The organism is Paraclostridium tenue, assembly GCF_039521565.1.
GTDB classification, from domain to species: domain Bacteria; phylum Bacillota; class Clostridia; order Peptostreptococcales; family Peptostreptococcaceae; genus Paraclostridium; species Paraclostridium tenue.
The window spans coordinates 129650-144524 of sequence record NZ_BAAACP010000003.1 but is presented as its reverse complement, the minus strand read 5'-3'; the positions used below and the strand labels follow the sequence as shown (position 1 = coordinate 144524).

Annotated in this window: 12 protein-coding genes and 1 pseudogene; 1 reads left to right on the top strand and 12 read right to left on the bottom strand. The window is 29.0% G+C overall.

The genetic code is table 11. The annotated features are described in order from the left end of the window. Window positions 1-186: 186 nt before the first annotated feature. The gene (locus tag ABFX13_RS04030) at window positions 187-384 is read right to left on the bottom strand and encodes a hypothetical protein (RefSeq protein ID WP_346042792.1); all 198 of its coding nucleotides are present in this window, start codon (window positions 382-384) and stop codon (window positions 187-189) included. Window positions 385-1114: 730 nt separating this feature from the next. On the opposite strand from ABFX13_RS04030, the gene ABFX13_RS04025 reads away from it, so the two are divergent. Then, entirely contained in the window at window positions 1115-1837 is a 723-nt protein-coding gene (locus ABFX13_RS04025; RefSeq protein WP_346042790.1) for a DUF5714 domain-containing protein, read from the top strand. A gap of 250 nt (window positions 1838-2087) precedes the next feature. On the opposite strand, the gene ABFX13_RS04020 is transcribed toward ABFX13_RS04025, so the two are convergent. The 11 genes and pseudogenes from ABFX13_RS04020 to dnaK form a co-directional block, all read right to left on the bottom strand. Beyond that, the gene (locus tag ABFX13_RS04020; RefSeq protein WP_346042788.1) at window positions 2088-3002 is read right to left on the bottom strand and encodes a DUF2935 domain-containing protein; all 915 of its coding nucleotides are present in this window, start codon (window positions 3000-3002) and stop codon (window positions 2088-2090) included. Window positions 3003-3120: 118 nt separating this feature from the next. Continuing rightward, window positions 3121-4455 carry an amidohydrolase gene (locus tag ABFX13_RS04015; RefSeq protein WP_346042786.1) on the bottom strand — a complete coding sequence of 445 codons (1335 nt, stop codon included), beginning with the start codon at window positions 4453-4455 and terminating at the stop codon, window positions 3121-3123. 15 nt (window positions 4456-4470) lie between these two features. Then, entirely contained in the window at window positions 4471-5577 is a 1107-nt protein-coding gene (locus tag ABFX13_RS04010; RefSeq protein WP_346042784.1) for a M20/M25/M40 family metallo-hydrolase, read from the bottom strand. Between the two features lie 72 nt (window positions 5578-5649). Continuing rightward, the gene (locus tag ABFX13_RS04005; RefSeq protein WP_346042781.1) at window positions 5650-6366 is read right to left on the bottom strand and encodes a hypothetical protein; all 717 of its coding nucleotides are present in this window, start codon (window positions 6364-6366) and stop codon (window positions 5650-5652) included. A 13-nt stretch (window positions 6367-6379) separates the two neighbouring features. Then, a complete protein-coding gene (locus tag ABFX13_RS04000; protein ID WP_243196515.1) occupies window positions 6380-7132 on the bottom strand; it encodes a DUF5058 family protein in 753 nt (250 codons plus the stop codon). 197 nt (window positions 7133-7329) lie between these two features. Then, the gene (locus ABFX13_RS03995; protein ID WP_346042778.1) at window positions 7330-8616 is read right to left on the bottom strand and encodes a transcriptional regulator; all 1287 of its coding nucleotides are present in this window, start codon (window positions 8614-8616) and stop codon (window positions 7330-7332) included. Between the two features lie 152 nt (window positions 8617-8768). Then, a complete protein-coding gene (locus ABFX13_RS03990; RefSeq protein WP_346042776.1) occupies window positions 8769-9476 on the bottom strand; it encodes a YjjG family noncanonical pyrimidine nucleotidase in 708 nt (235 codons plus the stop codon). Between the two features lie 127 nt (window positions 9477-9603). Beyond that, entirely contained in the window at window positions 9604-10089 is a 486-nt protein-coding gene (locus ABFX13_RS03985) for a hypothetical protein (RefSeq protein ID WP_346042774.1), read from the bottom strand. Between the two features lie 119 nt (window positions 10090-10208). Beyond that, window positions 10209-11477: pseudogene (locus ABFX13_RS03980) on the bottom strand (dicarboxylate/amino acid:cation symporter). Between the two features lie 285 nt (window positions 11478-11762). After that, entirely contained in the window at window positions 11763-12914 is a 1152-nt protein-coding gene (dnaJ, locus tag ABFX13_RS03975; protein WP_346042772.1) for a molecular chaperone DnaJ, read from the bottom strand. Window positions 12915-13017: 103 nt separating this feature from the next. After that, window positions 13018-14853 carry a molecular chaperone DnaK gene (gene dnaK, locus ABFX13_RS03970; protein ID WP_147546312.1) on the bottom strand — a complete coding sequence of 612 codons (1836 nt, stop codon included), beginning with the start codon at window positions 14851-14853 and terminating at the stop codon, window positions 13018-13020. Window positions 14854-14875: the final 22 nt, after the last annotated feature.

Genomic DNA, 14875 nt, shown 5'->3' with positions numbered 1-14875 from the left:
AAATTTCAGATATACATTTATATACATATTCGCTTAATTTGTAATTAGTAAATTTAAATTGTAATTTTAGGTATATAACCTTAATTTAATTATAAGTTGTGATTTGTAATTTGTATTTTAATTTTAAAATTCTTTAATTTTAATCAATCAAACTAAATTTCAATTATGAATATATATTACTAGCATTTAAGCTAAAGTAATAACTGTCTCATTATTAACTTTGTTTATTGATAATTCTAAAGCTAATATTTCATTATTTATACTTTCTAAAAGCAACTTCATATCCTTTTTATCAAAGTTTGGTTCAATCACTTTATAATATACTGAAGTTGCAGCCGCATCAACTCTTCTTTGCTTAGATGATTTAGATTGTTCAATAATCATATCAATTGTATCTACTTGTTCTCTTAATTTTTTAAGTCTATTTAAACCACCTTGTATAGTTAAATCTTCCTTTTCTATATCTATTCTAGTAATATTATTTAATTTAGCTATTTCAGTTCTTAAAGCTTCTATTGTATTTCCAATTTTTAAAGTTTCTTTAAATTCTTTTTCAAAGTCAAATTCATCATTACATTGATATTTTTGATCATCTGATTCTAATATGTATGAAACAGTTGTATTTTGAACATCTGATATTTGATTAAGTTTTGCTCTATATATTTTTCTAATTCTGCTACTTTTATTATAGCTTGACTTAGTGTTAGTGTTTCCATACTTATCACCATCCCTTGTTGCTATATTATATTTTTTCTAAACTTATTTCAAGATTTTTTATAATTTGTATCAAATCTGTAATCAAATTTATATTTTATAAACTCCTTTAGTATTAGAAAACTAATATTTCCTATACTTATATCGATAAATTATAGAAAGATTGTATACTTATAAATTTAGCAAAAACATTAACATCATGCATATTAACAAATATCTATCTAAAAATGTCTCCTAATTTTAATGGGTAGATATTTTTTATTATACATAAATTCTATAATTTAAATTTTTTACTTTTTTGTGTTATTGTTAAATTGTATATTATAAAAAAATATATACATGTATAATTGTATACGGGAGCAAATAGATTTAATTTATATATTCAGGGGTGAATTTAAAAATGAATAAATTTAATTGTTTAATTTGTGGTGAAGAAGTACTTTATGAAAGTGAAAGTAAAAAAAGACGTTGTTATTTTTGCAAAGAAACTTACGAGTCAGCAATGGTATGTAAAAATGGTCATTATGTGTGTGATTCTTGTCATAGTAGTGATGCCTACTCTGTAATAACTAATTATTGCTTAAATAGTGATAGTATAAATCCATTAGAAATGACACTAGATTTAATGAAGCATCCATCTATAAAAATGCATGGACCAGAACATCATTACTTAGTTCCAGCTGTATTGATTACTGCATTTTTGAATAAAACAAACAATAAAACACACATTAAAAATCTATTAAATGAAAGTCAAATACGAGCTAAAAATGTTTTAGGTGGTTTTTGTGGATTTTATGGGGCATGTGGAGCTGGTGTAGGCTGTGGTATATATACTAGCTTAATTCAAGAAGCAAGTCCTATGAGTAAAAAAGAATGGGGACTTTGTAATCTAATGACCTCAAAAGCCTTAAAAAATATAAGTGTATATGGTGGTCCACGATGTTGTAAAAGAGATTGTTTTACAGCTTTAGAAACTGCCATTGATTTTACTAAAGAATATTTAGATGTTGAATTGGAAAAAATGAAAAATTTAAAATGCGAGTTTAACAATTTAAATAAAGAGTGTTTAGCTAATAGATGTAGTTTTTATAAAGAAAAAGATTTAGTATTATCTAAAATTTAATAAAAATACTTTCTATAATTAACTATGTGAATTAAATTGTTTTTTCTAAATATATTTAATAAAAATTTTTTAAATCTGTAAATTATACATATCTTCTTTTATCTATTATTAGTTTAATTTTAAATATACTTTTCTTCAAATACAAAATAGCCACTTTTTAAACTTTAAAAGTGGCTATTTTACTTAATTTTAGATATAAGTTTTTTATTTTCTATTTTTCACTTAAAAATTAAAAATATCTTAACTAAATTTACATTTCTTTATAATTTTCTAAAAGTCTAATATAATAATTTGCTTCTCTTAATACATGATCTGCAAGAAGAGGAATTATTATAGATTTTATTTTGCATCTTGCAATTCCATCTACCCCTGCTTCTTTAAAATTTTTAAATTGAATAGTTTTATTTAAAGTTTCATCTGTAATACTATTTATTGTCGCATCTGTCATAGTTTTTGCCTCTTCTATTAAATCTTCAAAATCATCTGCAAATTCATCTGCAGTTTCAATTAATTTCTCTTCATAAGGATCAAGTAATCCCCTTATAAATAAGGAATGTTCCATCATAATTTGATCCCAGAATAACTCTGTTTCTCTAATATCTTTAGACTCAATATCATCTCTATTTTCAAGATCCTCTACTAGTGAAAGATACAATTTTGCTTCACGAAGTATATGTTCAATAAGTGATGGATAGTTAACTGTAAATAAATTGCAAGATAATACACCATCTAATACTCTTTGTTTAAAATTAATAAGTCCATTAAGAAGTTTTTTTGCATTATAGTTAAGTTGATCTACATATTTTACTAATTCAGAATTAACTCTTGGATTTTTTCCACTGCGTAATCTCGATTGTAGTGTAGTTATATTTTGATTTATTTCTATTCCTGTTAAGTTTTGTGTTTTTTGTTCTGTGCCTAATGTATAATTAGTAATAATTTCACCTGATTCTAAAATATCTGATCTAATTACTCCATTACTAGCACTTACTGCATATGATAGTAATTTTTCAAATTCTCTTTTATAATGATCAGCTTCACTAGCAAGTTTTGAATCTTTAGATGTAAATCCAGCTTCTAAAAATATAGAGTGTTCTTTCATTATTCTTGAAAAAAATAAATGTAATTCAAGTGATAAAATCACATATCTTTGATCGTTTATCATATTCCCTCCTAAAAAACATTTTAACGTATACTATGCATTTAATTATTAATTAGTGAATAAATAATTAAATAAATTAAAATAAAAAAGCAGTTTAGGAATTTTCCCAAACTGCTTTTTATTAATTTTTATAATCGTATTTATATGTATTTGTATTTTTATTCATAAAATCTAAGTAGCTTTCTTTAGTAAATTTAGGCTTAAAGTTTTTTATAATATCTTTTGCGATTTTAGCATCATCTACTAATAAATCTATTAAAGTCATAGCCATAGCTTTTGCAGGTATTATATAAGCTAATTCTTCATCACTTATATAATAATCCTTAGTATGTAGGCTTCCACTTACCCCTCCTATCCAAGGATGAATGCATGGTATTATTTGAGATATATCTCCAAAATCAGTTGACCCAGATGACTTTATAACATCTATTATAGATTCATCACTTTCACCAACTAATTCCATGTAGTTTTTCTTAAATACCAAGTCCATACTATTATCAGAATCTAGTGGAAGATATCCAATAGTATCTTCTATTATAACTTCTCCACCTAAAGCCATTGCTGCTGCATTAAGTGACCTATTTACCTTTTCATTTGCATCCATCATAGATTCTACATTTGCCGCTCTTACCATAGCTTCTATTGTAACCTTTGATGGAACAACATTAACTATATCTCCACCATGATTTATTACTGTACTTACTCTAACTCTATCTTCATCTTTAAAAGTTTCTCTTTGAGCATTTATATTGTTAGTAGCTAAACTTGCCATATTTAAAGCATTTATACCTTCATGAGGTGCTATACCTGCATGGGATGCTCTTCCTATGAAAGTTGCATGCTTACTTATAAATCCATTAGTATAAGATTTTATTACACAGTTTTTATTTTCTTCAAAGTTTAATGCATGAAACATCATTGCCATATCCACATCATCTAATGTTCCTCTGTATAATAATTCTTGTTTACCACCAACATACTTTATCTCATTTTTATCTTGTAAGCTTTTTCTAAACTCTAAGTCTATACATTCTTCAGATGGAACTGCCATAAAATCTATCTTACCATCTAAATGCTTTAGTACTCCTGAATTTATAATTCCTAGCGCACATCCTAGCATACCAGCTACTTGTATATTATGTCCGCAACAATGAATATTTCCTATTTCATTTGCATCTTTATGATCTGGACAAACTACTGAGTCTAACTCTCCCATTACCGCTATTTTGGGCCCATCTTTATCCTTGTTTAAAGATGTCATACATCCTGTAACTGCTATATTTTCAACTACATCAACACCTAAACTTTTTAAAAAGTCTGAAGCAGTTTTAGTAGATTTTACTTCCTTGTAACCAAGTTCTGGAGTTTCGTATATACTTTTTCCAGCCTCAATTATTTTATCTTTATTTTTATCTATTTCTTCCAAAACCAATCTTTTAAGTTCTTTTATATCCATTTTATCCACCTTACTTTATAAAGCCATTATGTTATAAACTATTTTAGTCGCATCATATAATTCATCTATATTTACATACTCATTTACTGTATGCACATCATACATTCCTAAGCTTATTATCGCACTTTGGTATCCTAAGTTAGCCATTATATTAGCATCACTTCCTCCACCTATTACCATAGGCTTTGGCTCTATCCCAACTTTTTTAGTGGCTTCTTCAACTAATTTAAATACGTTACTTTCTAAACTTAATTCAAAACTTGGATATGCATTTGTATGCTCAAAATCACAAGTTGTATTCATATTTTTTGCTACTTCTTCGCAACAATTTTTCATATGATTTATTTCTTCTTCTAATCTTTTTGCTATATGACTTCTTATTTCAGCAGTGAAACTAACTTTATCCGTTACTATATTAGTAGCTCCTCCACCTTCTATTCTTCCTATATTAGAAGTAGTCATTTCATCTATTCTTCCTATGTGCATATTACTTATTGCATTAGAAGCTGCTACTATTGCATTTATCCCTTTTTCTGGCTCTATACCAGCATGTGCTTTTTTACCATAAAAAGTTACTTTTATATTTTCTTGTGCTGGTGCTTTATAAGCTATTACTCCAGTATCTCCACCTGCATCTAAAATTACTACATCTTTACAAGGAAGATTTTCAGGATTAAAGTTTTTAGCTCCTAACATTCCTGCTTCTTCACATACAGTAAATAATAAGTATATATCTCTATGAGGTATTTTATCTTCCATTATACATTCTAATGCTTCTAATATAGCAGCTATTCCTGCTTTGTCATCTGCTCCTAGTGTTGTTGTTTTATCCGTTTCTATTATATTCCCCCTAATAACTGGCTTTACTCCAAGGCATGGTGCTACTTGATCCATATGTGCTGCAAAACATATTGGATTTTCACTATCTTGTCCTTTTATATAAGCTATAACATTTCCTGAATTACCTCCAAATTTATCTCCGGCATCATCCATCTTAACCTCTATACCTCTTTCAGTTAAGTAATTTACCAACCATTTAGCCATTTCTACTTCTTGGTTAGAAGGACTATCTACCTTTACCATATCTATAAAATTGTTTACTAATCTTTCTCTAGATAACATAATAATCTCCCCTTATATTTTTAATTTTCCTACCCTATAATAAGAGGGATGCCTCAGGCACCCCTTGCTTAACTATGCTGCCTTTTGGCTTTCTTTAATTTCTTCTTTTTCATTTATTTTCTTACCGATTAATATAGTTCCAAATACTGCTGTTAATATAACTAAGTATGATGGACTTCCACTTCCTGGCATAAAATCAAATGCTCCATTTTTTAATAAGAAGTTCATAGGTACTGCTATTAATGCTGCAACTGCTGCAAACTTAGGCTTCATTATAGCAAACTGTCCAAACACTGCTCCGAATAATGCTGGTAATATTAAATCAAATGCTGCTGTTACTTGTGGAGGTAATACTGATAATATTGCTTGTCCAAATACAACCCCAATTGATAATATAACTATATTTACTATTATAGAAACCGCTATACCTATTGTAGATATTACTGAACCTTTTTCCGTTCCTGGTTCAACATCTGCTGCTTCTTGAGCTACCATTGCACATGGAACTCTCATGTTTGAAGTATTTCCTGATATAAATGTCATATATGTACCTGGTATTCCAAGTATCGGGAAGTATGCTATAGGCTCAACCACATAAAAAGCTCCACTAACACTTATTTGTGATATTGTCCCAGCTATTATAGCTGCTATTGGAGGCATATATCCAAATATTCCTGACACAACTAATACTGGTGCAAAACATAATATAATTCCTAATAATAAAGTACCTTTACCCCATTTAGTTATACTTGGTATGTATTTTTTTGAATAATAATTGTTATTGCTCATATATTTGTCCTCCTTATATTACGTTTATTAATACTGTTCCTATTATCATTCCAGAAAACATTGATATTGATAAAGCCCACTCTTTTATCCATTGTATGTTTTTATCTTTTGCAATCTTAGATAACCCCATCATAACAACACAACCAATTATTGTAGCAACTGCTGCTGGTGATGTGAAAGTTACTGAACCTTCTCCTGTTATGAAGTTTCCTGATGCTAAGTAAGCAAATGCTCCAAGCATTGCACAAGCTGATATTATTGGAACTAATTTTTCATTACCACTTGATAATAAGTGATTAACTTTGTCCATTTTATCAGTGAATAATAAAGTGAATATTAACCAACCTAAAGAACCTAAAACCATTACCCATATAGCACAAGCAAATACCATTGGATCCATTCCAGCTCCAAGTTTTGCACCCATAGCTTCTGCTCCAAATCCTGCTGCCATAAGTTCATAGTTAACCGAACCTATAAATGAAAGTCTCATCCAAGACATAGGTCCACCCATTGAAACTAATAAAGATATCATACCAACTAATATAACTATTGATGGTCCTATTGATGATATTGCACTACTTTTTATAGCTGCTTTAACTTGAGTATCTTTTATTCCCATTTCTTTTGCAGCTACTACTGATTTTCTAAAAAATACTATAGATTGAATCACAACAACCATTACAGCTAACCCTGCAGCTATCCACATAAAAGGATGATTTGCCATTTTTAAATAATCTGCTTCAAATACACTTCTTAAATTATCCATCATAATTCCTCCTCTGTTTCAAAACGTTTTCTTATCAATTTTTTATTTTTGACAAGTCCGTAATATGTCCTTAATTGGATAATATAATATTTGTAGAATATTGTCAATACAAATAAAAAAACTTTTTCCTATATATTTTTAATATTTAAATTAGAAGAATAAAAAAATGCCTAAAGTTTACTTTTAGGCACTTCTATCTAAAACAATATTTCTATTAAATTTTTAGGACGACCTGCACCTTTACTACTTTCTTTAGCATGAACCTTTCCTAATTGTGCTGAAGTTATTTTTTGTAAAATTCTTCTTGCACTTCTATCACTTATATCTAAGTATCCTGCTAATTCTTTTGAGTCGTAAATTTTACTTCTCCTAACTTCACTTATACCAATAATTTTAGAAATAGTTTCACAACTTAAACCTGTTTTCTTTGATATTTCTAAAATACTTTTATCATTAGGTATAATACAATAACTAATTTCATTATCCATTCCTAATGGTCCTGTAAGATTTTCATCTTCATCAATTGAGTATATGTAAGATTCTTTTGAATCTATTCCTCTTTCTAATGCTTTTGTTGCATTTATTTCTGCTTTAAAAGCAGTAGCTCCAAATCCAATTCCTATATTTAAATCAAATCCTAATGCTTTAATTTCCTTTTGCAATTTTAATAATTTCTCGTAGTTACTATTTTTATTTACAGATCCTTTATTACTAAATATAATATACTCATTACGCCCAAATGGAAATACTGCTCCATTTATACTTCTAACATAAGAAATTATATATTTATCTATATCTGTTTTCTTTATCATATTTGAATAATAATTTTCTATATTATTACTATAATTCCCAAAGTTAAATATTTCTACTGCTATTTGAGAAGATTCAGCTTTACTAATAGCATATTTGCTCATCACTTCATCATATGATGCTTTAACTAATGACCTTGTTGGTCTAAGCAATATAATAGGATAATCTTTTTCTTTAATTTGATTATATATATTCATAAATCCTGTAATCATTATATTGATTTTGCCACTTTTATATAAATTAATATGCCAATCTAAATAACTATCTTCATTTATATTTGTTGAAAATGGCAAACAAAACATTTCAGTATTCTTTATCTCAAATTCATCTATTATATTTTCTACCATTTCATCTTCAACTACATCTATACTGAATTTATCTATTTCCATATTTAAATTATGTATATCCCAAAATGCCTTAAGAATACTTGTATCACTTCTTTGAACAAATGAATGAGGTTTTTTTATTTCATGATTTTTTATTATTTCTTCATAAACTCCACATCCTGTTAATATAATTCCATCACACTCATACTCACACTTTTCTATTAAATCTACGGATTCTATTATCTTCTCTTTTGTATATAATCTCGTTTCTAAACTACTATCTATTTCTTTTAAATATTTTTCTATTCTTACAGCTGAGTCTAGTGGTCCAAGAATTCCTATTATCATACAATCCCTCCCACATTATCTATATTTTAAAATTATTTTGTACTTATACATATTATACTATTTTAAGACAGTAATACAATTTATTATTATTTATTAAATAAAAAAGGAGCTTATGCTCCTTTTACTACTTTCTTTAATTTTCCCTATATATATTAAACAGCTGCATTAGCTTCTTTATTTAACATTGATAATAATTCAGATAAATCATGTATTTCATAAGTTGCTTTTATATCCCCACACTCTTTATTTGAAATATTAAACCATACACAATCAATTCCAAAATTATTAGCACCCTTAATATCAGATGCTAAACTATCACCTATCATCAATGTTTCATCCTTTTTCATAAAATCATACTTATTAAAAATTATCTCAAAGAACTTTGAATTAGGCTTTTCAACTCCAATTTCTTCAGAAATAAATACGTCATCAAATAAATTCATTAATTTTGAATCTTTAAGTCTTTGTTTTTGTGTTTGTCCTATTCCATTAGTTCCTGCAAATATTTTATACCCTCTATTTCTTAGCTCTATTAAAGTTTCCATAGCTTTTGGAATTGTTTTATGACCTTTAGTTAAACAATTTTGATATTCATTTTCTATTATTTCACCTTCAATATTATATCCATACAATGCAAAAAATTCTTCAAATCTTTTAGTTAAAGCTTCTTCCTTTTTTATACAACCTTGTTCTATTTGACTCCAAAATTTCCTATTAATAGCTTTATATTGATTAATTGATTTTTCATCAAATGGAATATTATATTTTTTAAAAATAAATTCTAAAGAATTTCTTTCATTATCTTGAAAGTCTAGTAAAGTATCATCTAAATCGAATATTAAATTTTTATACTGTCTCATGTGTTCACCTCTACCTATTATAATACTCTATTCATTTTTTATAATATGTTATTTTTTAAATCTATTTTATATTATAACATAGGTATCTTTTTAAATAAAAATAAGTGCTAACTTTGGTCAGCACTTTTTAATAATAATGATTATCTCTAACTTCTACATGCATAACTTTATCTAAATCTGTACCTACACAACACATCTTTATAAATCCGCATCCAGGTCTTTCTCCTACAAAAGTGGTACAAAAACATCCATCCCCAAAACTAATAGCTGGGCTAAATCCAATATTTCCTAATCTATAATCCGATAATTCAAATTCAACAATAGGGTTTTTGATAGGTTTTCCATTACCATCTATCAAAACTCCAAGTATAATTTGCTTACATCCACAAGCTACATCTATTTTATATGGAAACATAAATTTTAAATGAACATGTTTAGGTCCTGGTGGTTTACATGGTTGTTGATGTTTTTTATTTTTATATTTCTTACCTCTTAAATCTTCATCTTCTGTAAATTCTTCGCTACATAAATCTATCTTTTCTAAAATAAACTTATGTAATTCTTCTTCATTAGTAATATGTCTATCATCTATAACAAAGTTTAAATTACTCATAAGACTTCCCACCTTATAATGTTTTTATAGTAGTATATATTATGTCTAAGATATTAAAGTTGTTCTTAATAAAACAAAAAGGTAGTAACCTTAACCTAAGATTACTACCTTTTTTCCTGTTATCCAACCTTTTTTAAACTTTGAATTTCATCTTTTAACCAATTCTTACCTTCTACTAATCTTGCTACTAACATAGAACTTACTGTATTTCCTGTAGTATTAAGTACTGTATTTGGTATATCAGTTATTGTAGTTATTACTGTTAATAAAGGTATCGCTTCAACAGGGAATCCGAAAATGCTTACCACGAGCATCTCACCTATAAGTCAGCCGCCTGCTACTGGAGCCATAAATACTCCAACAACAAGAACTGTAACTAATAAACTTAATAGTGTTTCTGGATTACCCATATTTCCACCCATTATTCCAGTTAAGAATGCAACCTTAACTATAACTGCTAATACAGATCCATCTTTATGTATATTAATCCCAAGAGGTATAACTGTTTCAGCTATATCATCTGGAACCCCTATTTTTTTACTTGCTTCTAAGTTAGATGGTATACAAGCAGAACTTGAAGATGTTGCAAGTGCCGTTGCTATTGGACTTATTGAATTTTTATAAAAACTCTTAACTCCTTTTTTACCCCCTGATAAATATGCATATAATGTATAGCATATAACAAAGTATAATACCGCTATCACAGAATAAGTAATAAATACTCTTATATATCCTGTAATTATTTCTTGTCCTAGCTCACCTATAATAGATGCCGTATAACATCCTAATCCTATAGGTCCTAGTTTCATTATTATATTAACTATATTTAAAACTACATTAGTTCCTTCATTTAGTATTTTTCTTATACTATCTGCTTTTTCCCCTAAAACCGAAACTGAAGTCCCTACTAATACTGCAAATATTACAAGTTGAAGTAAATTGCTACTTGAGAATAATTCACTAAAATCAGAAACTGTAATTGAATTTACAACCTGATTTAACAAACTTCCTTTTGATGCTAGCTTCTCCTGATCTGGTGCTACCATCATTTCCTTTACTGAACTTATATCAATTCCTTTTGCTGGATCAAAGATTATAGATCCTACAATTCCTACTATAGCCATAACTAGCGTAGTTAATGTAAATACTATTATTACATTCTTCATGATCTTACCAAATCTATTCATACTCTTTACGTTTGCAACCCCAGATGCAACGCTAAAGAATACAAGTGGTACTACGATCATCATAATCAAATTAATGAATAAATCTCCAAATGGTTTAAGAACTGTTGCCCTTGGTCCTAATACTAGTCCAATTATAGCACCCAATATGGTACATCCTAGTAAAACAAATGAAGACTTATACGTTTTTAAAAATTCCCTCATTCCTAAAACCCTTTCCTAGATGTTTTAATTTTCTTGTGGCCACGAAATACATTGTATTTAAATTTTTTATTGTCGTCAATAAATTTTATTAAGTATAGTTTTTTGTAATATTTAAGCATATTATTATAGTTTTTTTCTATATTTTCTATTTAATTACAATTTTCTTAAAATTTATTTTGTTAAAATTTTATCATTTAGTTTTTCTTATAGATTAAAAATTAGTATATAACTACGATTTTTAGATAAAAATAAAAACTCCTAGATAATCTAGGAGTTTTAATCTATTTATTTTCCTTTAAAGAAATCTTCTATTTTTTGCCCAAAAGTTTTCTTTTTTTCGTGAACTTCATCACCACAAGACTCAGCAAATTGTTTTAATATATCTTTTTGCTTTTCATTTAATTTCTTAGGAACTTCAACTACTACTTTAACATATTGATCTCCTCTAGAGTTTCCTCTCATTTTTGGTATACCTTTTTCTCTTAATCTAAATACAGTTCCTGTTTGAGTTCCTGCTGGTACAGTATACATTACCTTACCATCTAATGTAGGTACTTCTATTTCATCTCCAAGTGCAGCTTGAACAAATGTTATAGGTAATTCAAAGTAAACATCGTATCCATCTCTAGTGAATAATTGATGTGATTTTACATTAACTACAATGTATAAATCTCCTCTTGGTCCACCTTTAGAACCTAAGTCACCTTGACCACTTAATTTTATTATTTGTCCATCATCTATACCTGCTGGTATATCTACTTCTATAGTTTTAGTTTTTCTAACTTTACCAGAACCTGAACACTTAGGACATGGAGATTCTAAAATTTCTCCTTCTCCGTTACATGTAGAACATGTTCTTGTACTCATTATATTACCAAATGGAGTTCTTTGAGCAGTTCTAACTTCTCCAGTACCATTACATGTAGGACAAGTTTTTTTGCCAGCTCCATTTTTAGATCCACTTCCGTGACATTCACTACATTCTTCTGTTCTGTTTATTTTTACAGATTTCTTAACTCCAAATGCAGCTTCTTCAAATGTTATAGTAACAGATTGTTTTATATCAGCTCCACGCTCAGGACCTTTTCTTCTAGGTCTTCCTCCGCCGAAGCCTCCACCAAACATATCACCGAATATATCACCAAATATATCTTCGAATCCTCCAGCTCCTCCGCCGAAGCCTCCAAATCCTCCTTGGCCACCAAATCCGCCGTTTACACCTTCGTGTCCAAATTGGTCATAGTTAGCTCTCTTTGTTTCATCTGATAATACTTCGTATGCTTCATTTATTTCTTTAAACTTTGCTTCTGCTTCTTTATCATCCGGATTTCTATCTGGATGATACTTCATCGCAAGTTTTCTGTATGCTTTTTTTAACGCTTGTGCATCAGCGCCTTTATCAACGCCTAGCACCTCATAATAGTCTCTTTTAGCCACTCTTGCCACCACCTTTAATTACAGAATAATAGCTTGTAGACGTCTACAAGCTATTATTAATTTTATATATTTATTATATACAAGTAACTCTGTTTTTTAAATACTATTTTTGATCATCTACTTCTCTAAAATCAGCATCTACTACATTGTCATCTTGTTTAGTTTCTTCTTGAGCTCCACCTTGAGCTTGCTCTTGTTGAGCTTGTTGATACATTTGCTCAGCTATTTTGTGGAATTTGTTGTTTAATTCTTCTAAAGCTTTATTTAATTCTTCAGCTGTAACATCTTCTTTAGCTTTTAATTCTTTTAATTTAGCTATTTCAGCTTCAACTTCAGATTTAGCAGCAGCATCTACTTTATCTCCAGCTTCATTTAAAGTTTTTTCCATTTGATATATAGTAGCTTCAGTTTGGTTTACAGCTTCTATTTTTTCTTTCTTTTGTTTGTCAGCTTCAGCATTCATTTCAGCTTCTTTAACTTTTTGTTGTATTTCTTCTTCACTTAAGTTAGTTCCTGAAGTTATAGTAACTTTTTGTTCTTTTCCAGTTCCTAAATCTTTAGCAGTGACGTGAACTATACCGTTAGCATCTATATCAAAAGTAACTTCTATTTGAGGTATTCCTCTTGGAGCTGGTGGTATATCAGTTAATTGGAATCTACCTAAAGTAGTGTTATCATAAGACATACTTCTTTCACCTTGAAGTACATGTATATCAACAGCAGTTTGGTTATCTGCAGCAGTTGAGAATACTTGTGATTTCTTAGTTGGTATAGTAGTATTTCTTTCTATTATCTTAGTCATTACATTACCCATAGTTTCGATACCTAATGATAATGGAGTAACATCAAGAAGTAATAAGTCTTTAACATCTCCAGCTAAAACCCCACCTTGTATAGCAGCACCTGCAGCAACACATTCATCTGGGTTTATACCTTTGTGAGGTTCTTTTCCTATGAATTTCTTAACAGCTTCTTGAACAGCTGGTATTCTTGTAGAACCACCAACTAATAATACATCATCTATATCAGAAGTTGAAAGTCCAGCATCTTGTAATGCTCTTCTTGTTGGTTCCATAGTTTTTTCTACTAAGTGAGCAGTTAATTCATCAAATTTAGCTCTTGATAAATCTATGTTAAGGTGTTTTGGTCCTTCAGCAGTAGCAGTTATAAATGGTAAGTTTATGTTAGTACTCATTGTTGAAGATAACTCTTTTTTAGCTTTCTCAGCAGCTTCTTTTAATCTTTGAAGAGCCATTTTGTCATTTCTTAAATCTACACCTTCAGCTTTTTTGAATTCTTCAGCTAAATAATCTATTATAACTTGGTCAAAGTCATCTCCACCTAATCTGTTGTTACCAGCAGTAGCTAAAACTTCGAATGTTCCATCTCCGATTTCTAGAACAGATACGTCAAATGTACCTCCACCTAAGTCAAATACTAATATTTTCTTTTCTTGATCTAATTTATCCATACCGTAAGCAAGTGCAGCAGCAGTTGGCTCGTTTATTATTCTCTTAACATCAAGTCCTGCTATTCTACCTGCATCTTTAGTTGCTTGTCTTTGTGCATCTGTAAAGTATGCTGGAACTGTTATAACAGCTTCAGTTACAGGTTGCCCTAAGTAGCTTTCAGCATCAGCTTTTAATTTTTGTAATGTTATAGCTGATATTTCTTGTGGACTATAATCTTTTCCATCTATATTAACTTTGTAATCAGTTCCCATGTGAGTTTTTATTGATATTATTGTTCTATCAGCATTAGTAACTGCTTGTCTTTTTGCAGGCTCTCCTACTATTCTTTCACCATCTTTAGTAAATGCAACTACTGACGGAGTAGTTCTCATTCCTTCTGAGTTTGGTATTATTTGAGGTTCTCCACCTTCTAAAACCGCAACACAAGAGTTTGTTGTTCCTAAGTCAATTCCTATTATTTTTCCCATTTTAATATCCTCCTTGAATTCT

Excerpts from the sequence above, each read along its gene's own strand:
- ABFX13_RS04030 (WP_346042792.1), bottom strand. The coding sequence starts at position 384 with ATGATTATTGAACAATCTAAATCATCTAAGCAAAGAAGAGTTGATGCG.
- ABFX13_RS04025 (WP_346042790.1), top strand. The coding sequence starts at position 1,115 with ATGAATAAATTTAATTGTTTAATTTGTGGTGAAGAAGTACTTTATGAA.
- ABFX13_RS04020 (WP_346042788.1), bottom strand. The coding sequence starts at position 3,002 with ATGATAAACGATCAAAGATATGTGATTTTATCACTTGAATTACATTTA.
- ABFX13_RS04015 (WP_346042786.1), bottom strand. The coding sequence starts at position 4,455 with ATGGATATAAAAGAACTTAAAAGATTGGTTTTGGAAGAAATAGATAAA.
- ABFX13_RS04010 (WP_346042784.1), bottom strand. The coding sequence starts at position 5,577 with ATGTTATCTAGAGAAAGATTAGTAAACAATTTTATAGATATGGTAAAG.
- ABFX13_RS04005 (WP_346042781.1), bottom strand. The coding sequence starts at position 6,366 with ATGAGCAATAACAATTATTATTCAAAAAAATACATACCAAGTATAACT.
- ABFX13_RS04000 (WP_243196515.1), bottom strand. The coding sequence starts at position 7,132 with ATGGATAATTTAAGAAGTGTATTTGAAGCAGATTATTTAAAAATGGCA.
- ABFX13_RS03995 (WP_346042778.1), bottom strand. The coding sequence starts at position 8,616 with ATGATAATAGGAATTCTTGGACCACTAGACTCAGCTGTAAGAATAGAA.
- ABFX13_RS03990 (WP_346042776.1), bottom strand. The coding sequence starts at position 9,476 with ATGAGACAGTATAAAAATTTAATATTCGATTTAGATGATACTTTACTA.
- ABFX13_RS03985 (WP_346042774.1), bottom strand. The coding sequence starts at position 10,089 with ATGAGTAATTTAAACTTTGTTATAGATGATAGACATATTACTAATGAA.
- dnaK (WP_147546312.1), bottom strand. The coding sequence starts at position 14,853 with ATGGGAAAAATAATAGGAATTGACTTAGGAACAACAAACTCTTGTGTT.